Annotated in this window: 18 protein-coding genes; 5 read left to right on the forward strand and 13 right to left on the reverse strand. The window is 48.2% G+C overall.

Annotated elements, in window-relative coordinates; genetic code table 11:
- Window positions 1–38: 38 nt before the first annotated feature.
- Together KJS63_RS17895 and KJS63_RS17900 are read right to left on the reverse strand one after the other, a co-directional pair.
- The gene (locus tag KJS63_RS17895) at window positions 39–1,370 is read right to left on the reverse strand and encodes an ABC transporter substrate-binding protein (RefSeq protein ID WP_213620356.1); all 1,332 of its coding nucleotides are present in this window, start codon (window positions 1,368–1,370) and stop codon (window positions 39–41) included.
- Between the two features lie 188 nt (window positions 1,371–1,558).
- Entirely contained in the window at window positions 1,559–2,494 is a 936-nt protein-coding gene (locus tag KJS63_RS17900) for an ArsR/SmtB family transcription factor (protein WP_068618283.1), read from the reverse strand.
- 270 nt (window positions 2,495–2,764) lie between these two features.
- Between KJS63_RS17900 and KJS63_RS17905 the strand changes: the two genes are divergently transcribed.
- Both KJS63_RS17905 and ald read left to right on the forward strand, forming a co-directional pair.
- Window positions 2,765–4,411 carry a PucR family transcriptional regulator gene (locus KJS63_RS17905; protein WP_244862668.1) on the forward strand — a complete coding sequence of 549 codons (1,647 nt, stop codon included), beginning with the start codon at window positions 2,765–2,767 and terminating at the stop codon, window positions 4,409–4,411.
- Between the two features lie 121 nt (window positions 4,412–4,532).
- On the forward strand, window positions 4,533–5,648 hold the full coding sequence (ald, locus tag KJS63_RS17910; RefSeq protein ID WP_213620358.1) for an alanine dehydrogenase: 1,116 nt from the start codon (window positions 4,533–4,535) through the stop codon (window positions 5,646–5,648).
- Window positions 5,649–5,759: 111 nt separating this feature from the next.
- Here ald and KJS63_RS17915 read toward each other — a convergent pair whose 3' ends face one another.
- Window positions 5,760–6,449, reverse strand: coding sequence for a hypothetical protein (locus KJS63_RS17915; RefSeq protein WP_213620359.1), 690 nt, complete (start codon window positions 6,447–6,449; stop codon window positions 5,760–5,762).
- Between the two features lie 332 nt (window positions 6,450–6,781).
- Between KJS63_RS17915 and KJS63_RS17920 the strand changes: the two genes are divergently transcribed.
- The gene (locus KJS63_RS17920; RefSeq protein ID WP_213620360.1) at window positions 6,782–7,102 is read left to right on the forward strand and encodes a hypothetical protein; all 321 of its coding nucleotides are present in this window, start codon (window positions 6,782–6,784) and stop codon (window positions 7,100–7,102) included.
- A gap of 36 nt (window positions 7,103–7,138) precedes the next feature.
- Here KJS63_RS17920 and KJS63_RS17925 read toward each other — a convergent pair whose 3' ends face one another.
- The 6 genes from KJS63_RS17925 to KJS63_RS17950 form a co-directional block, all read right to left on the reverse strand.
- Window positions 7,139–8,347 (reverse strand): MFS transporter, encoded by a 1,209-nt coding sequence (locus KJS63_RS17925; protein ID WP_213620361.1) that lies wholly within the window; start codon window positions 8,345–8,347, stop codon window positions 7,139–7,141.
- Between the two features lie 163 nt (window positions 8,348–8,510).
- The gene (locus tag KJS63_RS17930; protein ID WP_213620362.1) at window positions 8,511–9,953 is read right to left on the reverse strand and encodes a glycoside hydrolase family 1 protein; all 1,443 of its coding nucleotides are present in this window, start codon (window positions 9,951–9,953) and stop codon (window positions 8,511–8,513) included.
- A gap of 181 nt (window positions 9,954–10,134) precedes the next feature.
- Window positions 10,135–12,180, reverse strand: coding sequence for a beta-galactosidase (locus KJS63_RS17935; RefSeq protein WP_213620363.1), 2,046 nt, complete (start codon window positions 12,178–12,180; stop codon window positions 10,135–10,137).
- Window positions 12,181–12,201: 21 nt separating this feature from the next.
- Window positions 12,202–13,008 (reverse strand): carbohydrate ABC transporter permease, encoded by an 807-nt coding sequence (locus KJS63_RS17940; RefSeq protein WP_244862669.1) that lies wholly within the window; start codon window positions 13,006–13,008, stop codon window positions 12,202–12,204.
- Window positions 13,005–13,880 (reverse strand): carbohydrate ABC transporter permease, encoded by an 876-nt coding sequence (locus tag KJS63_RS17945; RefSeq protein ID WP_213620364.1) that lies wholly within the window; start codon window positions 13,878–13,880, stop codon window positions 13,005–13,007. Before KJS63_RS17945 ends, KJS63_RS17940 begins: the two co-directional genes overlap by 4 nt.
- A 25-nt stretch (window positions 13,881–13,905) precedes the next feature.
- Window positions 13,906–15,219, reverse strand: a complete 1,314-nt coding sequence (locus KJS63_RS17950) for an ABC transporter substrate-binding protein (protein WP_213620365.1) — start codon at window positions 15,217–15,219, stop codon at window positions 13,906–13,908.
- 250 nt (window positions 15,220–15,469) lie between these two features.
- Between KJS63_RS17950 and KJS63_RS17955 the strand changes: the two genes are divergently transcribed.
- Both KJS63_RS17955 and KJS63_RS17960 read left to right on the forward strand, forming a co-directional pair.
- Complete coding sequence (locus tag KJS63_RS17955) at window positions 15,470–17,038, forward strand: response regulator transcription factor (protein ID WP_213620366.1); 1,569 nt, start codon at window positions 15,470–15,472, stop codon at window positions 17,036–17,038.
- A gap of 1 nt (window position 17,039) precedes the next feature.
- Window positions 17,040–18,803: a sensor histidine kinase gene (locus tag KJS63_RS17960; RefSeq protein WP_213620367.1), complete on the forward strand. Its 1,764-nt coding sequence runs from the start codon at window positions 17,040–17,042 to the stop codon at window positions 18,801–18,803.
- 140 nt (window positions 18,804–18,943) lie between these two features.
- On the opposite strand, the gene KJS63_RS17965 is transcribed toward KJS63_RS17960, so the two are convergent.
- From KJS63_RS17965 to KJS63_RS17980, 4 genes are all read right to left on the reverse strand, one after another.
- A complete protein-coding gene (locus KJS63_RS17965) occupies window positions 18,944–20,164 on the reverse strand; it encodes a stalk domain-containing protein (RefSeq protein ID WP_213620368.1) in 1,221 nt (406 codons plus the stop codon).
- Window positions 20,165–20,278: 114 nt separating this feature from the next.
- Window positions 20,279–21,844: a glycosyltransferase family 2 protein gene (locus KJS63_RS17970; protein WP_213620369.1), complete on the reverse strand. Its 1,566-nt coding sequence runs from the start codon at window positions 21,842–21,844 to the stop codon at window positions 20,279–20,281.
- Window positions 21,837–22,928 carry a tetratricopeptide repeat-containing glycosyltransferase family 2 protein gene (locus tag KJS63_RS17975; RefSeq protein WP_213620370.1) on the reverse strand — a complete coding sequence of 364 codons (1,092 nt, stop codon included), beginning with the start codon at window positions 22,926–22,928 and terminating at the stop codon, window positions 21,837–21,839. Before KJS63_RS17975 ends, KJS63_RS17970 begins: the two co-directional genes overlap by 8 nt.
- 100 nt (window positions 22,929–23,028) lie before the next feature.
- Window positions 23,029–25,278 (reverse strand): hypothetical protein, encoded by a 2,250-nt coding sequence (locus tag KJS63_RS17980; protein WP_213620371.1) that lies wholly within the window; start codon window positions 25,276–25,278, stop codon window positions 23,029–23,031.
- Between the last annotated feature and the right edge of the window lie 5 nt (window positions 25,279–25,283).

Below are 25,283 nucleotides of genomic sequence, written 5' to 3' on the forward strand. Positions count from 1 at the left end.
GTTCTCACAAGCCGCCTGAAACGAAAGTCAAAGCTTGATTACTCGCTTAGAATCTTCGTAATTTCGGTCTGGATCTTGCCAAAAGCATCGGTGCTTGACATTTTATTGGACCAAATTTCATTCAGATATTTGAACATCGCATTATCACGAATCTGCCAGTTCTTATCCGAATGTTTCGGGAATTTAACTGTACTTGCTACAGAGACATAGTCACTGCGGTAAGGCATTTCTTTGAATTCCGGTTTGTCGAACACTGCGGGTTTGGCTGGAATGTGGCCAGCTTTGGCCCAGATTTGCCCGTTGTCGGCGATCCAATTCGCGAAGATGAGTGCGGCTTTGCGTTTCTCAGGGTCTTCATTGGCTGTCGTAGGCAGGATGATCGTATGGGCATCCCCCCACGTTGCTTGTTGATCATAAATTTTAGGGATCGGCATGGCTCCGAACTCAAGACCTTTTGTCTTCTCCCAAGTCCCTGTAGCCCATACTCCAGTCATCATGATGGCGGCATTCCCGCTCTGGAATGTTTTGTAGAAATCCGGATCATTTAGCTTGATGAAATTGTATTTATGATATAGGTCCTTGATATAATCGGCCGCCTTGACCGCCTTGGCCGTATCAATTTCCGGCGATTTCAGATCATCGGACACAACATCATTGCCTCCTTGCTGGGAATACAGTGCCCACCATAACCGGAAAGGATCGTCATTCGTGTTGGAGAGTGCAAAAGGGTATTTGCCTTTTGGCAGCTTTTCTTTGAGCGTGGTCAGAAATTTGATGAATCCGTCAGCCGACTGCTCAATGACCGGCTTGCCGTCCTCACCCAGAAGCCCGGCTGTCTTCAGAAGAGCTTTGTTGTAATACATAATGAAGGGATGTGTATCTATAGGAATTGCATAGTGCTTGGTATCGTAGACTGAAGCATCCAGAATATTCTGATTAAATGTGCTCCAGTCAACCCCTGCTTCCTTCGCAGCTTCGTCCAGTTCGGTGGCAACACCTTGATTGATTAAGTCAGGTAGCCGGGAAATGTGGGAAATTCCGATATCAGGACCATTGCCTGCTCCAACTGCGGTAATAAGCTTCGTGTAGTATTCAGCCCATACCAGCTTTGTATTTTTCACTTGGATGTTCGGGTGTTCTTGGTTGAATTTGTCCACCAGCGCCTGCATATTATCGCCGTCACCGCCGTCAAACAGGGTCCAGAACGACAAGTTCACTTTCTCTCCGCTTCCGGTTGAAGCGGTTTCATTTGTTTTGTTGCTTGATGTACCACCGGAGTCTTTCGAAGAATTGTCACTGCTGCCACAAGCACTAAGGATAAGTGATAACAAGAATAGCGCACCAATCAATGTACTGAATTTCCTTCTCATGTGTACCCCCCAGTTTCTAAGTAAAGTATTTTAAGAACAAATAAATTGTTTTATTACATATTTTTTGTTCTTATAGGGGTATATTAATGGCGATTTCATAAAATGTCAACGCATTCATTTAAAATAATTGTAACTAATTAATAAAAAAAGACTTTATTACATGATTGATGTAACAAAGTCTTGTCCATTCATTCCGATATTGGATCATATTGAATTCTCATTTTAATATCCTGCTCATAGTCTCCGAATTCTCTGCCAAATAGATTAACCCCACCTTTGTGCACAGCAGAAGGGTCAACACCGATGCGTAATTTCAAATAGGGTTGTGTTTCTAATTTAAGGTCGTTAATACCCACATCCGAAATTTTCTTCATGTCCAGCGTGGTTCTGTCCTCTTCTACCCTCCAGGTTTTGAGTAGGCCATACTGGGTTGTCCAATCCAACCACCATGAAGGATTTAGCTTCCCTCTGCGGTCTCCGAAATCTCCAGGACTGGTCCACATTCCAATCTCCACCCCATTGACCCACACCGATATGTCTGAGGGCCAATCATTATCATAATTAGGGGCCTCCGAACAAATCTCCATGGAGAATTCCAGTGATTTGATCTTCACTTGCTCTGGAAGCTCAAGCGGCAGCAAATATTCCAGATAACCTTGACGGAACCAGATGATTTGAGCGCTGATATGCTTCGGATGATAGAAGCTGGCAGGTTCGTCCTCGCGGATAAGCATCTCGTCCGAGTTAGCCATGCCACAGGTTGGGTAAACCTCACAGGTGCTGTAGTGACCGATCGGAAGTTCAATCTCATACAATCCGTAAGGAGCTTTATTAGACTGAATGGAAGGGTTCAGGTTCATATGAATATCATCGTACGTCCGGGTACATACCTTCATAGCCCCACGAACCGCAGGTAGTAACTCGGTGGTTAGAAGCTGGGCAGCCTCCAGTATCTTGACATTATTCGCTACTGTCGATACAGGCAGCTGTAATTCTTCCGCAATCTCAATAATATTCATGCTTCTCGTATTAAGCAATCGAAGCATATCAACCCGGGCCCGCGTAGACAGCGCATGCGCAACTGCAACTAATTTATCAGGGTCCTTCACACTTAAATCAAGCATCTCTACCTCTCCTTCTTATCCTGCCTTATGCAGATGGCCGCAGCTTAAGCCTGGAGCAGCATACGCAGAATCGAAGTTTTGTTTGATTAATCCTACAAAAAAGTGTAACCCTTTTTAGCCTGAACAAGCAAGATATTTGTAATAAAACAAAAATCTGATACCATATATGAAATCAAGATTATACGGTCAGCAAATTTCCATTTTGCGGTATACTAGACTAGGCTCAAATTCAACCTTCACTTTTTAGCGCGAAAAGAGATGAGGAATATATTGAATTCTAATTATCAATTAACCGTTAAGGAAGTTCTAGAGAGGCAACATTTTAAGCATGCCTACATTGCCGCCGGCGAGAAGGGCTTGAATCGGCTGGTCCGCTGGGTTCATATCATTGAAGTCATAGACTTTGAGGAACTCCTGCAGGGTGAAGAAATGATATTGACCACCGGGGCAGCTTTCAAGAAGGATATCGGGTTATTTCAGCTGTATTTAAACCAGCTCATCAAGCGGAATGTATCCTGCTTATGTATCGAAATGGGCCACTATGTGAACTCAGTTCTCGAAGAATGGATTACGCTCGCGGAGGAGCACGAGCTCCCTTTAATTATTTTTCCCCAGTCTGTCCGGTTTATTGATATTACCCAAGACATTCATTCTTATCTGATCAATCAGCATCACCAGGTTCTTAAGGAGCTTGAGAAAGTATCCCGTGAATTCCACCGGATGACCCTTACCTCTCAAGGGGTTTCCCAGGTGCTTCAGCTGCTGCACAGCAGCATCAAAGCGCAGGTTATATACTTGCCAGCGGAAGGCGCGCCTGCTCTCGTACCTCAAATGCAGCGCAGCGAAGCAAAGATTTGGCTGGAGACGTTAAAAGAGTTCTTACAGCAGGAAGCCCAGGATACATTTTCTCCAATCTTAAAGATATGGAATGAGAGAACTCTGATTGCCCAGCCGGTCGGTGCTCTTGGTAAGACGTGGGCGCATCTCGTCATTCTTCTTGACCGCAAACCCCAGGAATATGAATATCTGATTCTCGACTCGGCTTCACTGTCCATCGCTCAGGATATACTCCGCAAAAGATATATGGAAGAACGCAAGCTCTACTCCCAAACGTTATGGGTGGACGATCTGCTCCATCTGCGAATTCGTGAGGAAGAGCAGATTAAAGTATTAATTGGAACGGATTTCGGCATACTGAATGAGCTGGATTGTTATGTATGTCTAATTGATTTCGGCCCGGAACAGGATACCCGCAAAATTTCCGAAACCTCCGGTACAGAAACGGACGGTATCCATCTGTCCCTTGGCATCCGCTCCATATTTGAGCAGTATGCCTTTCACCCGCTGATCACCTTGCAGAATAACAGGCTGGCTGTCATGATATTTGACAGAGTCGGCGGCAAATCTGCCAAGCTGAGACTGCGGCATGCTTTTCAATTGATCCAGGAGTTGAAATCAGATGAGGATATGAGGCTGACCATTGGCATAGGGCAGGCTTACAAAGGATTTATGCAGGCTTATGTCAGCTATCAGGAAGCGATTCAGGCCATTTCCCTGTCACCCACACTGCACCAAGATGTTCTGTTTTTTGACGAGCTTGGAGTTTTTCAACTGCTGTTTAACATTACAGACAAACAAATTATGCATGTGTTCATTGATAGATACCTCGGCCCCATCCTTGATTATGATAAGAAAAAGGGCAGCCAGCTCCTGAGAACGTTAAAAGTCTACCTGGATTGTGACGGCTCCAAGCAGATCGCCGCGCAGCAGCTTTTTGTCGTAAGGCAATCCTTATACTACCGTCTGGAGAAAATCGAAGAATTGCTCGGCAAAGATTACATGTCTCCAGAGAACCGGTTGGCCCTCCAAGTGGCCATACGCGCCTATCAACTGCTTCATCCTGAATTGTCAATGTAAAAATTAACTGACAGCTTTCCTTACAAATTGTCCAGTGGAGATCACCTTTACGAGGTCTATAATTATATTTAAATCCAGGCACGCTACCCATAGGGGACCTGTCAAGAGAGGAAGATTTACCATGATTATAGGCGTTCCAAAGGAAATCAAAAACAATGAGTACCGAGTGGGCATGACACCAAGCTCCGTACTGTCTTACACCCATGCTGGCCATGAGGTCTGGGTTGAGACCGGGGCTGGTGCCGGAATCGGATTTATGGATGAGGATTTCGCCAAAGCTGGAGCCATCATAAAAGAACATGCGGCTGAGGTATGGTCTGCCGAGATGGTTGTTAAAGTTAAAGAACCTCTTCCTCAAGAATACGGATTTTTCCGCGAAGGTTTGATTTTGTACACTTACCTTCACCTTGCTCCCGAAAAGGAACTGACCCAAGCGCTTGTGGAGAAGAAAGTAACCGCGATTGCTTATGAAACGATACAGCTGGATAATGGCAGTCTTCCCCTGCTCACGCCTATGAGTGAAGTGGCTGGACGAATGTCTATTCAGATCGGGGTGCATTTCCTGGAAAAGGCTCATGGCGGCAAAGGAATTCTCCTAAGCGGTGTTCCTGGTGTGGAGCCGGCGAAAGTAGCCGTAATCGGCGGAGGCATCGTGGGCACGAATGCAGCTAAAATGGCTGTCGGCCTCGGGGCAGATGTTAGCATCGTTGACCTTAACCCGGATCGCTTGCGTCACTTGGACGACCAATTCAACGGACGGGTCAAAACCGTAATGTCCAATCCTTATAATATTGCCGAAGTTGTCCGGAATGCCGACCTGGTTGTAGGTGCCGTATTAATTCCAGGTGCTCGCGCTCCACGGCTGGTAACGGAAGAAATGGTGAAATCCATGAGTCCTGGCTCCGTAATCGTTGATGTTGCTATTGATCAGGGGGGTTCTATTGAAACCATTGACCGGATTACCACACACGATAATCCGACCTATGTGAAGCATGACGTGATCCATTATGCGGTGGCGAACATCCCGGGTGCTGTTGCACGCACTTCCACCTTGGCACTTACCAACGTAACCACACCCTATGGGCTTCAGATAGCCAACAAGGGGTACGCACGCGCCGCTTTGGATAACAAAGCGATAGCTAGAGGAATCAATGTTGTAAGCGGATACGTATCGTACAAAGCGGTTGCCGAGGCCCATGGCTACGAATACAAAGACGTGTTCACATTGTTACAATAATAATAATCGGCCTCAAGAAGGAGCCTGGAACCATTTACATGTCATAAGAAAGAAACAGCCATACGCTACGCGTATGGCTGTTTCTTAACTTATACTGCTTAAATGTCCCATCTAGTGCCAATCATTTAAAGAGGTTTGCCACCATGAGATTCCATAGCCAACCTGATTCCTAATATTTTCTGGAATTTTCTTAAGACAGTCAACCATAGCAATCTCCCAAGCTGAAAATGCCGCACTTAACCCAGCAGCAGCTGCTGCTGCTATGCCCTCTTCCCAAGCAGCAATGAAAGCGGTGATTCCAGCACCTTTAGCAGCCCCTTCTGCATATATCAAGCAGCTTTTAATTTCTCCCTTAAGGAGTTCCTCAATATTTCGGGGGTATTTCACCCAACCGTAGTAATTAATTTGTGAGTCCCGGGTAAGGAAACAAGGATAAGGTATTTTATATTTTCCAATTCTTGTTTTAAACACCCTATAGCAGGTTGTGCCTTTGTATTCAGGTATTTTAAACCCAAACAACCACAACCAATCTTCTTGGTAAAAACTCGATGCATAGCCGGCAGCGCCTTGAGCCCCTCCTGCATGGGTTCCCCCTGGCGTTACTTTAGGAGGCATATGTTGTGAATATCCTGATTGTGAGATTTGGGTTGGTTTCGGCGGAATATATAATGGCAGCGTTAGAGGAACATTTAGCTTTTGGGCATAATGCTTAATTTCATTCGGGTCGGTAATTAGAATGGCTTCCGGATCATCTTTAACATTTAATGTTTCTGTGACCTCACCTGCTTGAGGCCTATACAAAGAGCTGTATCCGGGAAACGGAGGATAAGAGGAAACGGAGTTCAGATAGCTGTAACCATAATAGTGGAGTTGTGGGTACATACATCGTGGTTGTGTGTTATAACACGGGCAGAACCATACAGATGGATAATACATCGTACACCTCAATTTTTAAAATATAGTTGTTTACCCATTTTATTAGGCATTGCTTTTCATGGTGCTTTTCCAGTTAAATTATCGATTTAAGAGATCTTCCGGACCATCTTTCATGCTATAATTTTATCCGTTTACACCTTTACATTAATGTGCTAATTTGATGATGTGCCCTAAATTATGGTAAAGGATGTGTAATAATGAAGAGTAGAGTTTTAGCTATGTTGTTCCTCTGTTTCGCCCTATTTATTGTTGTACCTCTCTCCGCATCGGCTGCTACAAATGTACAGGTTACAGGTCAAGGCCAGTTAGTGATTTCGGCGAATTTCTCCGGTTCGACGTACGCAGAGGTTTATGTTAGCAACCAGTATGGACAAGAAGTATACGACAAGATCTTTACCTCTGCTGGCGGAAGTGGAACGATCAATGCTTCAATTCCTAACTTACCATACGGCACTTACAAGATTATTATTGGCGGACAGGCTATAGCTATCTCCAATCTGCATTATGGGTTCCAATAGTACACACAAAAAGCCTCGGATTCGAGGCTTTTTCCATTAGGATGCCTTGCGGGTTCCCGCTTTAAGAAGCCTGCGCATGCTAATCCAGCTGAATATCGGAGCCGTTCCTAGAGCCAAGATAAGCCACGTCAAAGTGCTCGTTGTTTGACTGAAGGACAGGATTAGAATAAAAATAAGTGTGCCCCCGATTCTTCCGGCCATCAGGCTAAGCTCTCGTAGAACGACCAGTTCCACCCGCTTGTCCACATTCTCCCCACTTGTGCCCATCAGGTCAAAACCCGCCGATACCATGGGTAAAATATACAAAGGCAGAAACAATGATGTCCCAATCCCAAAAATAAGCAAGGTATTATACCCGACCTTCCACAGCAAGGGCAGAATAACCAAAACAAGCAGAATCGCACCGACCAGGGTGCCCATGTAGCGATGCCTCGGCTTGAACCATTTTCCGGCGAGCCAGAAACTGCCCAGCCCTACGGCCGAAGTGATAAATGAGAATTGTCCGAGCTTGGACTCTTGTGTTGTAGCAACATAGACAAGCAAGTTGATTAAGAAGGAGAATACACCTTCTCGCACTCCTTGTGCGGCAAGAGCCGGTGCGACGAGCCGCCAGGGGTCCCCTTTGCTGGACAAACGCCGGAACGGTTCCAGCCATTTGTAAGTTCCCTGCACCTTACGTTTTTTCAGGAAAAAACTTAACACAACACTGACCGCATATATAACCAGCGATATCGTAAAGATGACACGGTAACCTTGATCATCTTCTAACCGGGATATAATCCAACCGGATAACAAGGGACCTACAATACCGGTCACTGAACCAAGGAGCCCCACCCAACCGTTGAACAGATCGCGGTTATCCGGGTCCGTTACCTCAAAGTACACTACATTGAAAGCAAGCCAGAACAGGCCGAGGGCGGTTCCAAGCAGGATGCCAAGCGGCCATATGTAATTTACGGCTTCCCTGCCGGCCCATAACACCAACAAATAAAACAATCCCGTCACCGCGGTTCCAAGCCGCAGCGCATTCATTTTGTTATGCTCTTTCACCCACTTGCCTGCAATCCAAAATGTAAGTCCCAGCGCAATTTGTTGACTGATGGTAAACCAACCGATCATCGAATAATCCTGCTTGCTTTTCCATAAGTACACATTCAAGAACGTCCCCGATAACGCTCCAGCAAGCACAAACAATCCATTCACGCTCAGGAGCAGAATAGACTGTTTGTTCAGCGATATTTTCATGGAATCCCCCTCAAACTTGAACCATTCTACGGTTAATATGCCCAATGTAAGCTCAAACCATGTTATTCGGGCCTGCAAATGGTCAACATTAAAGCCGCGGTTTCCCGCAGCTTCGTGAGAGATGCTCTATTCCTGTACCGCCACCCTCTGATTTTACTGTTATTTAAGAGTGGAGATGCGCCCCGTTGGTTCGGATCACCTCGCGGTACCAGTCGAAACTGTCCTTTTTGATTCTCCGAAGTGATCTTTCCTCCGTTTCGTTGCGGTCGATATATACGAATCCATACCGTTTCTGGTAGCCGTTCAACCAGCTAAGCACATCGGTAAAGGACCAGCTGCAATACCCGATTAAATCCACCCCATCGTTAATCGCCTGCTGGCATTGAAGCAGATGGGACTTCAGGTAATCAATCCGGTAATCATCATGAATCTTATCATCTGATTCCAGCTTATCAAATTCACCGAGGCCGTTCTCCGTGATAAATACAGGCAGACCATACCGGCTCGTAATCCGGCGCAGTCCAATCCTCAGGCCAATGGGATCAATCGCCCAGTCCCAATTGGATGTCTCAAGATTGGGGTTTGAGGTTGTCTTGTACAAGCCGGGAATCCCGGTTGATTGATTGCTTCCCTTTTGTCCTGTTGTATTCATCCTGCCCCCGGTCACTCCGCCAAGCGGATTATAATCGTAAGTGATTGTCTGATAGTAATTTACGCCCACGAAATCCGGGTTGCCCTGCCGCAGCAGCTCCAGATCACCTTCCTCAAATTCAGGGGCCAGCCCCTGCTCTTGCAGATACCGCAGCGGAATTTGCGGATATTGTCCAAGGCAGTATACATCCAGCCACCAGTAATTCGTAAACTCCTCCGCATTCTCGAATGCCAGCACATCCTCCGGCTTGCTTGAAGCGGGGTAGGCTGGGGAGTATGCAAAGCTCGGACCGATCTTCCCGTCCGGCACATATTTGCGGAAAGACTGAATCACCTTGGCATTGGCTAAGAAGGCATGGTGATTCGCCTGATAGAAGCGTTTGCGGTCTTTAACACCAGGCGGATGCATAGCCGTAATAAATCCGTGGTTGGTGTTATAATTTTGCTCGTTAAGCGATACCCAATATTTGACCCTGTCCCCATAACGCTCAAATAAAGTAATGCAGTACCGGTTGAAATCGTCAATGATCCGTCTTGACTCCCAAGCTCCATACTTATCCATGAGTGCCTGGGGAACATCCCAATGGTACAAAGTAAGCACTGGCTCAATACCGTAAGCAAGCAGTTCATCGATCAATTGGTCATAGAACTTTAGGCCAGCCTCGTTCACTTCGCCATAACCAGAAGGATAGATTCGCGGCCAGCTTACCGAGAAGCGGTAAGCCTTCAGCCCAATTTCGGCCATTAGGGCAACATCTTCCCGGTATCTGTGATAATGATCCATGGCGACATTACCGTTGCTTCCTTGATAAGTCTTCCCTTCGATCTTTGTAAATACATCCCAGACAGACAGACCCTTCCCGTCTTCGTTCCAAGCGCCTTCAATTTGGTAGGCTGCCGAAGCTGAACCCCACAGGAACCCCTGCGGAAACGGCTTTAACTCGCTGTGAATCAAGGGTAATCTCTCCTTTACATTGATAATTACTCTTCTGATTAGTTTACCCAGCATCCCTAACGAAACCGCACAGAATCCATCATAAGTTTACTGAATGCAAAAAGCCCCATTCCTTATTGCAAGGAATGAAGCTTTTAATCTGATCTTTTAAGATAACTGCCAGTTATAACACAGTTTCAATTCAACCTAATAGGCTGCGCTTGGCCACCAAGACCTCATACGCAGCCGCCGTCCAGCCATGGCTTAAGTCCATATCGCGTGTAACAGCTGACCATCCCACTAACGGGGCAACAACTTGAGCTTCTCCAGTGAAATTCAGTAGAAACAGATATTCCACCTCTGAATTCGAACGGGAGGTTACATATACACCTTGCGGCATATCCGTATCAGCCGGACGATAAACGGTGAGCTGGCGAATCAGATCCTTGTAGAAATCATCGTAAAATCCGGGTTCGAACCTGCTCCCAATATAATAAGTCTGACCTTTGCCGTAGCTATTGCGTGTCAGCACAGGACGCCCGGCATAGAAATCATCAGTATAGACCATCAAGACTTCGGCCCCATTGAGATTCAGCTGGTCGCAGAGCTTGGAGCAGGAATAGGATCCTTGAAGGGCTATGCCTTCTTGCTCTGAAACCATACAGCCATGGTTAAGCTCATGGTCATATAAACCGTCGATTTCTTCGCTGACAACCCCGGCTACATCTGTCAGCTGATGTGGAGCATCACCCAGATGAACAAGGTCGTTCTCGTTCACGATGCCGCTCCAGTAGGTCATCACAAGGGTGCCGCCCTGTTTCACGAAGCTGCGAAGCTTCTGTTCAAAGCCGGCACGCTGCATGTACAGCATCGGAGCAACCACTAACTTATAGTTATGGATGTCACACTCCATATCTACGAAGTCCACATTAATTCCCTGCTTAATCAGCGCTCCGTAATGCAATTGAACCTCTTCCTTATAACCCATGCCTAGATTCCGTGGACCTTGGGCGTCTTCGACAGCCCATTTGTTCTCCCAATCATAGACGATGGCTACCTCAGCAGACTTTCCGGTATCTGCCACCCCCGCCAGTTCATGAAGGAGGCTTCCAAGCTCAGCCACTTCCTGAAATACGCGTGTGTTTGGACTGCCATCATGGGATACGACCGCACCATGAAATTTCTCACTGGAACCGCGGCTTTTACGCCACTGGAAGTACTGAACTGAATTGGAGCCATGGGCTACAGCCTGCATGGAAGATAAGAGGTGCATGCCTGGCTTCTTCAGCTTGGATACCCCCTGCCAATTCGTGCTGCTTGGCGAGCTCTCCATTAACAAGAACGGTTTACGCTGGATCGACCACATCAGATCATGATACATGGCAGTATCCATCCCAATCTCGGCATCAGGCCGCTTGTGCCACGTCGGATAGTTATCCCAGGATACAATATCCACGGTATCTTTGAACTTGAAGTAATTTAGCCCTTCATAATAATACATAAAATTCGTGGTCACCGGAATTTCCGGGTTGCCCGCCTTTACAGCCTGGATTTCATGCTTCATGAAATCCAGCGTCTGATCGGTGACGAACCGCTTCCAATCCAGGTTCATCCCATGTGTCGCATTCTCGCCATGAGGTGCCGGGGATTCGATCTGCGACCACTCCGTGTAAGTATGACTCCAGAATGTGGTCCACCACTGCTCATTCAAACGATCAAGCGTCCCATACTTCTGTTTTAACCAGGACCGAAACGCCTCTTGGCACAGCTCACAGTGGCACTCTCCTCCATACTCATTGGAAATGTGCCAGAGCTGAACGGCCGGGTGCTTTCCATAACGCTCGGCTAATTGCTGGTTGATCTGTCCAATCTTCTCCCGGTAAACCGGAGACGTGTAACAATGATTGTGGCGAGCCCCGTAGCGGTTACGCTGCCCATTGGCAGCGACTCTCAGCACCTCGGGATATTTCTGTGCGAGCCATGCGGGCCGGGCTCCAGAAGGCGTTGCCAGGAAGATGGAAATATCATGCGCATGCAGGGTCTCAATCACTTGATCCATCCACTCCCACACATAACGACCTTCCTCCGGCTCCAATGCAGCCCAGGAGAAGATGCCGATGGACATCACATTACAGCCCGCCTGCTTCATAAGCTGGACATCCTGCTCTAATATCTGGGGATCACTCAACCACTGCTCCGGATTATAGTCCGCACCATGTAGCAGCCGGTCCCGAAACCGTTCTTTCATTCCAATCACCTCGGATCACGATTATTTCACTGAGCCTAACATCCCTTGCACAAACTGCTTCTGCAGCAGGAAGAAAATAAGTATAGAGGGCAGCGTGGTAATGACAATCGCCACCATAATAATCCCGTAGTCAGGGTTATAAGATGATGCCAGCGAGGAAACAACGAGCGGCAGCGTTTTCTTCTCCTGTGTCTGCAGGGCGATCAAAGGCCACAAGAAGCTGTTCCAATAGTTCATAAAAGTGATGATCGCGGCAGCCGCATAGGTTGGCTTCATCGTTGGCATGTAGATTCTTGTGAATAACTGCCACTCGGTCAGACCATCCACCCGCCCGGCCTGCAGCAGCTCACGCGGGAATGACTTCGTATTTTGCAGGAAAAAGAAAATCATAAAAGCAGTTGTGATCGTTGGCATAATAACCGCTGTCGGTGTATTGAGCAGCCCCATGTCACTGAACATGCGGAACAGGGGAATCATAACGGCCGCAAACGGCATCATCATAGACAGCATGAGCAGTCCGAATAAACGGCTCTTGCCTTTAGATTGATAGATTTCAAAGCCGTACCCGGCCATTGAGCTTAAGAGCAGTGTACCGAATGTCCCAATAATGGCAATGACTGCTGAATTCCAGGACGCGGCCCCAAGGTTTGTCATCTCCATCAGCTTGTGGACATTGTCCATGAGCTTCGAGCCAATGCTGAATCTTCCCTTCAGGATATCAGATGAGCTGTTGGTCATCCCAATTAACATCCATACGAACGGAAATAAAGAGACGACTGAAGCCAGGATAAGAAACAGATGCACACCTGCTGTTGTCAGCTTTTTCAACGCTTCTCCCCCCCTACTTTCAATTGGAGCAGCGCGAGCACGGCAACCATAATTACAATTGCATAGGATACCGTTGCGGCATAACCAAAGTTCGGTGTATAGACAAATGATAGATTATAGATATATTGAGAGATCGTCATTGTGGCGTTCCCTGGTCCGCCCTTCGTAAGGTTCACCACTTCATCGAACAATTGCAGTGTACCATTGGTTGAGATAATGGCGGTGAACAAAATAATCGGTTTTAACATAGGCACCGTGATGCTGAAGAATTGACGGGTCTTCGACGCGCCATCGATCGACGCTGCTTCGTAAATGCTGGGATCGATATTTTGCATAGCGGATAAGTAAAAAATCATGTTATATCCCGTCCACCGCCAAGTGATGGCCGTGATGATGACCACTCTCGCCCAGATGGGGTCCATGAGCCACGCAATGGGCTCATGGATAAGGTGTAAGGATAACAGCATCTGGTTCAGAATGCCATCTACAGCAAAAATACTTTTAAACAGCACAGCATACGATACCAGTGAAGTGACACAAGGAAGAAAGATTGCCGTACGGTAGAAGCCCTTGAAGCGCAGCTTCGGATTGTTCAATAAATGGGCAATCACCAGGCCCAGCATAAGCATGATCGGGACCTGAATAATGAGGTATAACAAGGTGTTCAACACGGCCTGCTTGAACATCGGGTCCGAGAACAGCCGGACATAATTGTCCAAGCCCACATAGTGATATACAGTACCTTTGCCTGATTGGAAAGACAACAGCAGCGATTGAAGCATCGGGTAAAAGCTAAAGATGATGATCAGGGCTGAAGGTAATGCGACGAACTGCCATCCCATCAGCGTGGATTTGTTCCATTTCCGTTCCATGGTTTAACACCTGCTAACTTTTTATTTAGTGCACTTGCTGTTCGAATAAAGTCTGGATGTTAGCCAAGCTCTTGGTTAAGTCCGCACCTTGCAGAATGTTAGGAAGCTCATTCTTAAGGGCGTCTTTGGCCTCTTGTGTATACATTCCCAAGGTAATTCCCGGAACTTCTGTAGACCATTTCGTGAAATCGCGATAGATGGATTGTCCACCGAAGAAGTCTGATTTCTGGCCGTAAGCTTCACTTGAGAATGCTGGAATATAGGAACCTACCCCACCGTTTTCTTTCAAGAAACGCTCATAGAATTCACTGCTGCCGCCGATCGTCTTGGCCAGGAAGTCCATGGCCAGGTCTTTATTCGCGGAATCGTTAAATACGAACCAGCTGGAGCCGCCTTCGTTGGACGCGTTTACAGCTTTGCTTACATTCAGCCTAGGAATTGGAGCCACTCTCCATTTGCCGCTTTGATCCTTCGCATCCATAATGGAAGACACCTGCCATACGCCTGATACGACCGTGGCGACATCGCCGGCGTTAAAGCTGCCGACAAACTCACTCCAGCCAGTCACCGGTTTCGCTATCCCGGAATCCGCAATCGCTTTGTATACCCGCAGCGTTTCTGTCATTGCCGGATTGTTCACAAAGTTCCCTTTGTTGTCAGGGGTAATGTACCAGGAGCCTGCCGACTGCAATAAAATGGACGTAAGCGCCTCATCGTTCGGATTGATAGTTGTCATGTACTTGCCTGTTTTTTCTTTGACTTTCTTTCCGATTTCAATGTATTGATCCCAGGTTATATTCTCTAAATCCTTGGCTGTATAACCTGCTTGTTCCAGGTAGTCGGAACGGTAGAACATCCCGGTTACGCCGATATCAAAGGGAACGCCGTAGATTTTATTATCAATCTTGAGCGCCTCCACTTTATATGGAGAGAATTTCGTGAAATCCACCTTGTCTGTAAAATCCGCAAAGGTGTTCGGATAAGCGGTTACATATTTCTGGATATTCGGATCATTGACGAGCAGGATATCAGGCAGGCCCTCCTTTACCCCGGATGCCAGGTTCGTATTCAGCTTCTGTTCCAAGTCCGCTTTGGCCATGTCCACAACTTCCAGGTCAAAATCCGGATGTTCCTTCTGATACAGCTCCTTCGCGATTTTCAAAGCCGCCCCGTTAAAGGATGGGTCCCAAGCCCACGCAACGACCTTCTTCTTTGAGGAATTTCCTGCTTCCTTGCCCTCGGCTGTTTTTGATTCTGTTCCCGATGAACCGCAACCCGCCAGGAGCGAAGCTGCCATCGTAACAAGCACAAATACGGATAACCATTTTTTCTTAGCCATGCTGTACAACCCCTTTTGTTCTGTTTTGTAAACGCTTTAGCTCTTTCACATGTATTGTAAAAAATCCAGAGGTACGCTGTATAAGCTTAATTCTTTGGGTATTAGCACAAATTATTGTTTTTGAATGTTTTGTAACCGCTTTACTAGTAATTTTTTCAGATTATAGGATTAATTTTTGTTTGCTTTGGACGGTAGCTAAGGTTTGGTATATGATAAGGAATATTAATTTTTCAGCGAGGTGTCTTCCATCATGATAGAGAACTCCGCAGCCTACCGTGTCATGATTGTAGATGATGAGAGCATCTTACGAACAGGGATCATGCATCTATGTAATTGGAGTGAATACAGCATCGAGATTGTCGCTCAAGCTTCCAACGGGCAGGAGGCCTTGGAGCTGATTGACAAGGCTCGTCCGCATGTCGTTATTACAGATATCGTTATGCCCGTTATGGACGGGGTTGAATTCACCAAGCTGATGCGCAAACAGCATCCCGACATTAAAGTCATTGTGCTTAGCAGCTATAGCGAATTCGATTACGTCCGGGAAGTATTCAAATACGGTGTTAACGATTATTTGCTGAAGCCGAAAGTTTCAGCTACAGAGCTGATTTCCTTAATCCAGTCCCTTTGTGGTGAGATGGGGACCGGCCCATTGACCGCGAATCCAAGAGAATTCGATGCTGCTCTAAAGCTTGGGCAATATCTCAGCGCTGACACCAATGCTAATTTCAATTACGATTCACAGCCGTGGCGGGACACTTTCCCTGGGGAGCATTATCGCATGGTGAAAGCAAGCACGTCCATCCTGCTGTCCAGAACTCAGTACACACAAGCCCAAATTGAACAGGTCCTCATCGGGCTTGCCCAGGACCATTTAAGCGGGTGCAATTATGCCTGCATTTTTCTAAAAAATGAATGCCTTGTGCTGGTCAATTATGATACAAATCAATCCGGTCATGTGGCAGTCTTCCTGGATGCATTTACGCGGAATGCTATGAAATCGCTTTCTTTCATTAAGTTCGTTCTCTCACAGGAGTTTGACAGCCTGGGCCAGCTCCACGCGCAGCATGAATGGTTAACAGGCTGCATGGGGAAGCTCATTTATTTTCCCGGGCAGCATTGTGTTGGCGAGCATGAGATCAAACGTGATACTGACAAAGTCCTATTTGATCAGGCTCAATTCACTTCCTCCATTCGTTCGCTTGCTATTGCTGACGCAGCAGAACAGTGCCAGACCCTGCTCGACCATATCCGGGCCACTCAAGCATATGACGAGTACAGCCTGAAGCGGTTATGCCAGAACATCATCTATTCCGCAATGAGCACGCTTGAACAGATGAAGCAGCCGTTATCTGAGCTTAATTCCTCCAAGCTTAAGCTGTTTAAGAGGATTGATCTGGCTTTTGATTGGAATGAGCTGGAGACCGTTTACTGCGAATTTATGGATAACCTGAAGGCTGTCATCCGCCAGGCGGATCCTCAGTCCAAGATTCTGCATCAGATTTATGAATACGTAAACCAGAACTATGCGGGTGAAATCTCCTTGTCAGAGCTGGCGGACAAGTTCCATTTGAATTACAGCTATTTATCCACCTATTTCAAACAGCGGACGAATGAAAATTTAACATCGTACATTAATCGGGTGCGGATTGATAAAGCCAAAGAGCTGCTGCGCAACCCGGACCTATCCGTATCCCACATCAGTCAGTTAACCGGATTCTCAGATCATAATTATTTCTCCAAAGTGTTCAAGAAGGTAACTGGCATGACACCTGTTGAGCACCGCAATCATATTCTTGCCATGAGATCAGGTGAATGATGTGTTTCGGAAAAACAGCATTTTTATTAAAATTCTGATCCTGATGTTATCCGGCACAATCCTGATTTCGGTTCTCCTGATGTTCGCATCGTCATCCATTTCGGAACGCATTCTGCTCGATCAAGTCGTACGAAATGCATCTGCCAACATGAACCTCATGAAAGATGACTTGCTCAGCTATAACGATCAAGTCGTCAACACCATGCTTCAGGTCAATCGAAGCAAGGAGTTCAGGAATTATATCACGAAGCCGGCCAACACACCGCTGGAGCAGATTAAACTTGTGATTGCGCTCGGGAGATACATGGATCTCTATAAGGACTATCTAAGCCCCGAGAATTCACACATCATCGTATCCGGTATTCCCGGAGAAGGCGGAAGGCATTATTCGAGCAATTCTCTCAAATGGGACAAGATCCCGCAGGACTTCGTCTCGAAATTCATGAACCATAATGGCCAGGTTCAGAACCGGATTCAGTACTACAGCAGCCTGGATTTATTCTCGGAATCCGTTCCCTATGATAATTACTTGTTTGCAGCCAAGCCATTAATAGATACTACAACGAATCGTATGTATGGTTATGTTGCCGTTGTCATGGACGAACTTAATATTTACCGGAAATATAAACCTTATATTTCGGACGGCATCCATATTTCGCTCATATCATCCGACGGGACGGTTCTGTCGAGCAATAACAAGAAGCTGATCAGCAAGAAGAATACGTCTCTTCTATCCATTGCCACGGATACTTCTGTTAAGCATCAGGGGGTCTGGTCTGATACAGATGAGAAACAAACGTACATCTCTTATTTTCTGCCTGAGTATAATGCGTATCTGGTAGAGGAGATTGATCAGTTAACGGCTTTTAAATCCCTGTACAGGATTTCGTATGAAATTCTCAAAGTAGTTATCCTTATCCTTATCATAAGTATGGTCTTTGTCTATTCGCTTAGCCGGAGAATAACCAGACCTTTGAATAATCTGGTCAAGACGATGCGGGACTCCAAAGGCGATAACTTGAAATACCATCCGCTGCAGGAGGATGGCAGCTATGAGACGAACGTATTAACGAAAGCCTACAACCGGTTTATTACCAAAATTGACCAGTATACCGAGAAGCTTGTCTATGAGCAGCAGGAGCGCCGGAAAGCGGATCTCAACGCACTGCAGATGCAGATCAATCCACATTTTCTGTACAATACCTTAAGCTCAATCAAATATTTGGCCAAAATGAACCGTACCGACCAAGTTGATGAGACCATCAACAGTCTGATTTCCATGCTGCAGAGTACCCTCGGCTCTACAGAAGATCGCGTGACTGTGGAACAGGAGATTGAAACCCTTCAGCATTACGTTAACATCAAGCAGATCCGGTACGGCGAGCAGATCGCCGTCCATTATGAAATTGAAGAGAGCTGCTCCGAGCTCCTCGTTCCCAAGCTGATCATCCAGCCGTTTGTGGAAAATGCGTTCTTCCATGCTTTTCCTGGCTGCCCGAGTGGAAATATACAGGTCTTCATCCGCCGGCAGGATGAGTTCCTGATCATTGAAATCATCGATGACGGAATCGGCATGTCAGCGGTTGGGGATCAGATCAATGAGCAGAAACGGCAGCATTTATCCGGAATCGGCATCAACAATGTCCACAGCCGTATCCAACTGCTGTTCGGTTCCCCATACGGTGTTCGTATCGAGAGCGAGCCCGGCTATGGCACGATCGTTCGAATCACCCTGCCTATTTTGGAAAAGCAGGAAGCTGCGTAAGCTGCTTAAGGACAGTGTTCGGCGATAACAAAAAGCCTGAGAAACGGGTATACCCCCGTCAAGATGACAAAGGTATGACCAGCTCAGGCTTTTTGCATTTTGTATATGTACATCTCCTCGTGCTTGTTCAGAAGCTGTTTTTATGGAATTTCCACAACTAACTCGGCCCATTGCTCCGAGACATAACCGCTCCCTGCAATGAGGAGATAGTTCGGACTGTTAATAGCTACCCGATAGCGGCCTGGTTCTTTAATAGAGATAGAGCCTGTGAAAGAATCATCCTTAATAGGGACTTTCTTAGTTTCCACGGTACTAAAGCCGGGGGTCGACTTGCCGTTTACTTCAGGGTTATATTTATTGACTTGAATGGTTATTTCGTTGAAACGTGGATTTGGACGCATAATCGTCCCTGCTATTGTGATTTCTTCCCCAACCTTAGCACGGATATAACCTTGGGTTGGAGCACTGAAACTTACATCCTGTCCACCAAGCTCCGAGGTTTTGAGCAGGACCGCTGCAGGATCCTTTATTCTACGGTCCACTGCAAAGGTAGCACTGTCTGAAGAAATGGCAGTAAGCTGCATTAGATTGATGCCAGGTTTCAAGTCCTCTGTAAACTCTATCCGGTTATACAGACGGCCATCCAGGGGGATATTCCTCCCGGTTATCTTACCAAGCTTGCCCCCTTCCCAGCCACCGTTGCCTATTGAGCGCATAACTTGAGGCTGGTTCATCTCTTGCTGATAGAGCATAGTGAACGTCGTTGTACCTTCATTCGTCTCCCATGACTTCGTGGATAATTCAATGATTTTCTCACTCCATTGCAAGGTCAAATCCCCCTTAGCGGCTGAGACGGATATGCCAAGCATAGGAAGTTCACTAGCAGGGATATAAACCAGCCCGCCGGAGAGAACAGGCTTTGGAATTTTCTTATTCGGGATAATTTCATAATCTAGCCCGTATAAGGAATCGGAACCTATCTTAAACGTCAAATCTTTCCAGGTTGGAACGAGCTGATCCTTCATAACTATCCGAGCTTCCTGCTTCTTGGGGTTCCAGGTAATTGATTGGGCTGTTTTACTCTGAGTCAGTATTCGTAGAGGTACGAACACGCGGTTATTTCGCACAATCGCCTTGATCGGACTGGTCTTCTTGCCATCGAGCTTAGCCCAGGTTCCCTTTAGGTCAAATTGAAGCTCATGACTCACCCTGTACATCTTGGCGACTTCCTTGTTCGGCTGCTTCGCTGTAGATTCAGCGTAAACAGAAGTCAAATTAGGAATCGCTAAGGCTCCACCTATAGAGAGACTGGCTGAAATCGTGGCAAGGAAGATAGCCTTACTGATTTTTTTAAACAGCATATTTAATTCTCCTTCGGCCTCTATTTAGACTTACTTCCTCCTTATTAGACGGGCTTAAATAGAAAAAGTTGTAAATCAAAGCAAAAAGCCTCAAAAATTGAGGCTTCAAAAATTTCATTCGATCCACCGGACCAGATTCGGACGCTCGTCAAGAATTGATAAATATTGCGACATCGATCCGAACTCACCGCTCGGGTCCAGCTCCATATACCGCTTGAACTTTTGAATACGATCCTCCTTCTTCATCCATCCAAAATGCTTAAGACGAATATCCGAGAGTGCATTGGGCAGCTGGAAGATATTATTCGGAAACCGGCCACAGTGCTGAGGTGTCTCTCTCCAGGTATATTCAAAGTTGGTACGGTATCTTAGGAGGAACGGCCGATAAGTCTGATGGGAGTTCCAGAATTTGTCCTCCCGGTAATGCTCTTCGTCCCAGAAGTCATACAGCCGAAAGCAAAACGCATCTGTATGAGTCTGGTTAAGCAGCTTGGGCAGTTCCTTAACAAATCTTGTCTCAAACATCTCATCCGCATCCAGATTTAAAATCCATTCCGGCTGGGTTGCGGCAGTCTCGCGCCACTGCTGCTTGCGCAGTTCAATCTCATTTGAGAACTTGGAGGAAGTATTGCTGACTAAGTGCAGAGGAATTCCTTCCAGATATTCTTTGCAAAGGTCCAAAGTGTTGTCTGTACTTCCGTCATCAATGATGACTGCGGCATCAATATATTGTCTGTGCTCGGCAAGCACTTTTTCCAGATACCGGCCGCTTTCGTTTTTGACAATCATAGTGAGTGTTAACTTGTTATGGCTCCCCATTCTAATGTGAGGGGTGTCAATGAATGGATGAGGCGGTGCTTGCCCAACATCTGATGCTAACGACCTGGACATAAATTCTGGAACTCCTTCCAGATCAGATGAACGGTAAATATGATAGGCCGGATAATGAGTATCCACGTACAGCTGAAGCCCCAGCGCGGCGGCCCTGATGCAAAAATGCCGGTCTTCCCCCCAATAAGAAAGGTTGGGAATTTGCTTGAAATTCACACCGGTTAGCAGCGCCTTCCTGCTGATTAAGGTACATGCTCCCAATCCGCCTACTTCGTATACTCCAGGGGTTCTCATCTGTTCAATGAACTCATGGTAACGGCGTAGTTTCTCTTCTTCGGAAAGCTGCTCTCCTCTAACCTGCCTCCACTGGGTATACTCATCACTTAGCCACACCTGAGGCTGCTCACCTGCTTCCGGCTGCCATTTGGTCCAAAATACTTCCGAAACAATGTCCTTTCCAAGCGAAACCAGGTGATCCATCGTCTGGGGATATAATAAAAGATCGGAGTCTACTAAAAATACATAGTCAAACCCCTGCTCTAATGCGTAGTGTAAAATCATGTTTTTAATATTTGCCACATGCCATATCAAGTCTTCATTCCAGTAATGGGTGCGATCATCCGTCACATAATCAGCTTCTGACCTAGAGGAGATTAAAGTCACTTTTAGATGCGCAGTCTGAAATTCCTGAAGAAGCCTGCTGGATTGAATGTCCTTATTATCGTCAACAAAGAGAAATGAGCAATCCGTTTCCGACTGCTGCAGCCGGCTAAGCGATTCCAGAAATGGTTGTAATACTTCAGGTTTCTGATAGATTGGACTTGCTACCAGGACCCGGGCTTTATCCATGGGATTCAACCTCTTGGGTCAGGAGAGACTCTAAATACTTTTTATTCTGCAAAATCTTGTCGTCCGTAGGCCGGTAGCGCCGGGCTTCTTCGTTATGCTTGTATGCTAACTCCTGCTCACCTATCCGGTCATAACACACACAGAGCTGCAAATGCGGCAGCCAAGTGGAGTAGCTGGGATTTTTAAAGCCCATATTCTCTTTTGGAAGCTCAATTGTAGCAGCAAGGTTATACCAGAATATAGCTGCTTGGTACAGGTGCTTGGATAGAAAATAATACCCTAACCGGCAGCAAAATTCCGGGCGCGGCTGATCATATTGAAATGATTTGAGCGTGGACTCCAGCTGTTTCTCAGCGTCTCCCACTGCGTAATAACAATCCGCCAGCTTCCCGCAGGCTGAGAGATTATCCTCTACCCAACCTTTTCCCGTTGATAGAAATTTCTCGTAATATACAATTGCTCGGTCATATTGCTGATGATCCCGCAGCTCGTTAGCGAAGTAGAACAAATCCCGGGGAGTAAACTCACGCCCTTCTGCCATCTGTTTCTCATAGATTCGCAAATTCCGGTCTGTGTCGTGCCGAATGCTTTGATGTGTAACTGCGATATCACTCGTTCGTATGTTTCCGCCGACTTCCAGATATTCGTGGACTGCACCCACCCACCGGAATTGATTACTCCTCTTCACCAGCCGGTTTCGGACAGACTTTAATGTGACATTGCCGAATTCATCAAAAGCCAAGTGATATTCCATAGTGACAGAATCCACAGAAGGATCAAGCTCATGCTTTAGCTTAAGTAATTGATCTTGATCTCTCTCGAGAAATACATCGTCCGCATCCAGCCACAAAATAAAATCCTTAGTTGCCTTCGAGAAGGCAAAATTCCTTGCCTTAGCAAAATCCTCGATCCACTCAAAATCATAGACTCGATCCGTATATTTGGAAACAACCGCTTTGGTCTGATCCTTGGATCCTGTGTCAATAATGTTGATTTCATCCACAATGTGTTTGACTGAATCCAGGCACCGGCCAATCGTCTCTTCCTCATCTTTTACAATCATACATAAACTTATGGTTATCATTTGGCAGATGTACCCCCATATTTTATGCTTTCAGATTAAGAAATAAGAGAAAAGCACCGCTCTACAACGATGCTTTTCTTAATTTCAAATCCAGCCCAGTCTACGGCCCTACTGGCCCTGTTTCTCCAGTTGGTCCCGTCGGCCCGGTTGGCCCGGTCTCACCTGTTGCCCCAGTTGCTCCAGTTGCTCCCGTGGCTCCGGTGGCTCCCGCTTCGCCCGTTGCTCCAGTTGCTCCGGCTTCGCCTGTCGCTCCAGTCGCTCCCGTGGCTCCGGCTTCGCCCGTCGCTCCGGTGGCTCCCGTGGCCCCTGCTTCGCCCGTCGCTCCAGTTGCTCCAGTGGCGCCTGCCTCGCCTGTCGCTCCAGTCGCGCCCGTGGCCCCTGCTTCGCCCGTTGCTCCGGTTGCTCCCGTGGCTCCGGCTTCACCCGTCGCTCCGGTGGCTCCCGTGGCTCCCGTGGCGCCTGCTTCGCCTGTTGCTCCGGTCGCCCCTGTGGCTCCGGCTTCGCCCGTCGCTCCTGTAGCCCCAGTCGCTCCCGTGGCTCCGGCTTCGCCTGTTGCTCCGGTCGCTCCCGTGGCTCCGGCTTCGCCCGTCGCTCCAGTCGCTCCTGTGGCTCCCGCTTCGCCCGTCGCTCCAGTTGCTCCCGTGGCTCCGGCTTCGCCTGTCGCTCCAGTCGCTCCCGTGGCTCCGACTTCGCCTGTAGCTCCCGTGGCTCCTACTTCGCCTGTAGCTCCAGTTGCCCCCGTGGCTCCAGCTTCGCCCGTCGCTCCGGTCACCCCCGTGGCTCCGGCTTCGCCTGTCGCTCCAGTTGCTCCCGTGGCTCCGGCTTCGCCTGTTGCTCCGGTCGCTCCGGTGGCCCCTGCTTCGCCCGTCGCTCCGGTGGCTCCCGTGGCGCCTGCTTCGCCCGTCGCTCCGGTCGCTCCTGTGGCCCCTGCTTCGCCCGTCGCTCCAGTTGCTCCAGTTGCTCCCGTGGCTCCGGCTTCGCCTGTAGCTCCAGTCGCTCCGGTGGCTCCCGCTTCGCCCGTCGCTCCAGTCGCTCCTGTGGCTCCCGCTTCGCCCGTCGCTCCGGTCGCTCCCGTGGCGCCTGCTTCGCCCGTCGCTCCGGTCGCTCCTGTGGCCCCTGCTTCGCCCGTCGCTCCAGTTGCTCCAGTTGCTCCCGTGGCTCCGGCTTCGCCTGTCGCTCCAGTCGCTCCCGTGGCTCCGACTTCACCCGTCGCTCCAGTCGCTCCTGTGGCTCCCGCTTCGCCCGTCGCTCCAGTCGCTCCCGTGGCCCCTGCTTCGCCCGTCGCTCCAGTCGCTCCCGTGGCTCCTGCTTCGCCGGTCGCTCCAGTCGCTCCCGTGGCTCCGGTTGCTCCCGTGGCGCCTACATCGCCCGTGGCTCCGGTTGCTCCCGCTTCGCCTGTCGCTCCAGTCGCTCCCGTGGCCCCTGCTTCGCCCGTTGCTCCGGTTGCTCCCGTGGCTCCGGCTTCACCCGTCGCTCCAGTCGCTCCCGTGGCTCCTGCTTCGCCTGTCGCTCCGGTCGCTCCCGTGGCCCCTGCTTCGCCTGTTGCTCCCGTGGCTCCCGCTTCGCCTGTGGCTCCAGTCGCTCCCGTGGCCCCTGCTTCGCCTGTTGCTCCGGTGGCTCCCGTGGCTCCCGCTTCGCCTGTCGCTCCAGTCGCTCCCGTGGCTCCCGCTTCGCCTGTAGCTCCGGTTGCTCCCGTTGCGCCTACATCGCCCGTGGCTCCCGCTTCGCCTGTGGCTCCGGTGGCTCCCGTTGCGCCTACATCGCCCGTCGCTCCGGTTGCTCCCGTGGCTCCCGCTTCACCCGTTGCTCCGGTTGCTCCCGTAGCGCCCGCTTCGCCTGTTGCTCCGGTGGCTCCCGTTGCGCCCGCTTCGCCTGTGGCTCCCGTTGCTCCTGTCGCTCCAGTTGCTCCTGATCCGGTAGCACCTGCAGGACCGGTTGCACCGGTGGCTCCTGTAGCACCTGAAGGTCCAGTTGCCCCAGTCGGTCCGATACCAACATCCGATCCGAGCAGCTCGTCGGACAAAATACGGTGTGCTGGGACCAACTGTCCGGCCGCATTTTTCCCCCATACCGAAATCTCAATCTCTGCTTCCGCTGCACCGCCTGTAATAAATTCATAATCCAATGCATCCAAATCAGCATAATAATTTCTGGTTATGACTTCGTTCGGGTTAATCACAATTGGGTCATGTACATATTGTGTTCTTGTTGTTGTTAAATAGTATCCTCGTATTAAGACAGACCCGGTATTCATCGAACTGCGGTTATCAATTTTCACCGTTAATTGTTGAGTAGGCCTTACACCGCCAACTAAATTGTTCTCTATCGGTCCGGTCGAGAAAAAAGCCATTTTGA

The sequence above is a fragment of the Paenibacillus sp. J22TS3 genome (genome assembly GCF_018403205.1).
In the GTDB taxonomy this organism is placed as follows: Bacteria; Bacillota; Bacilli; order Paenibacillales; family Paenibacillaceae; genus Fontibacillus; species Fontibacillus tuaregi.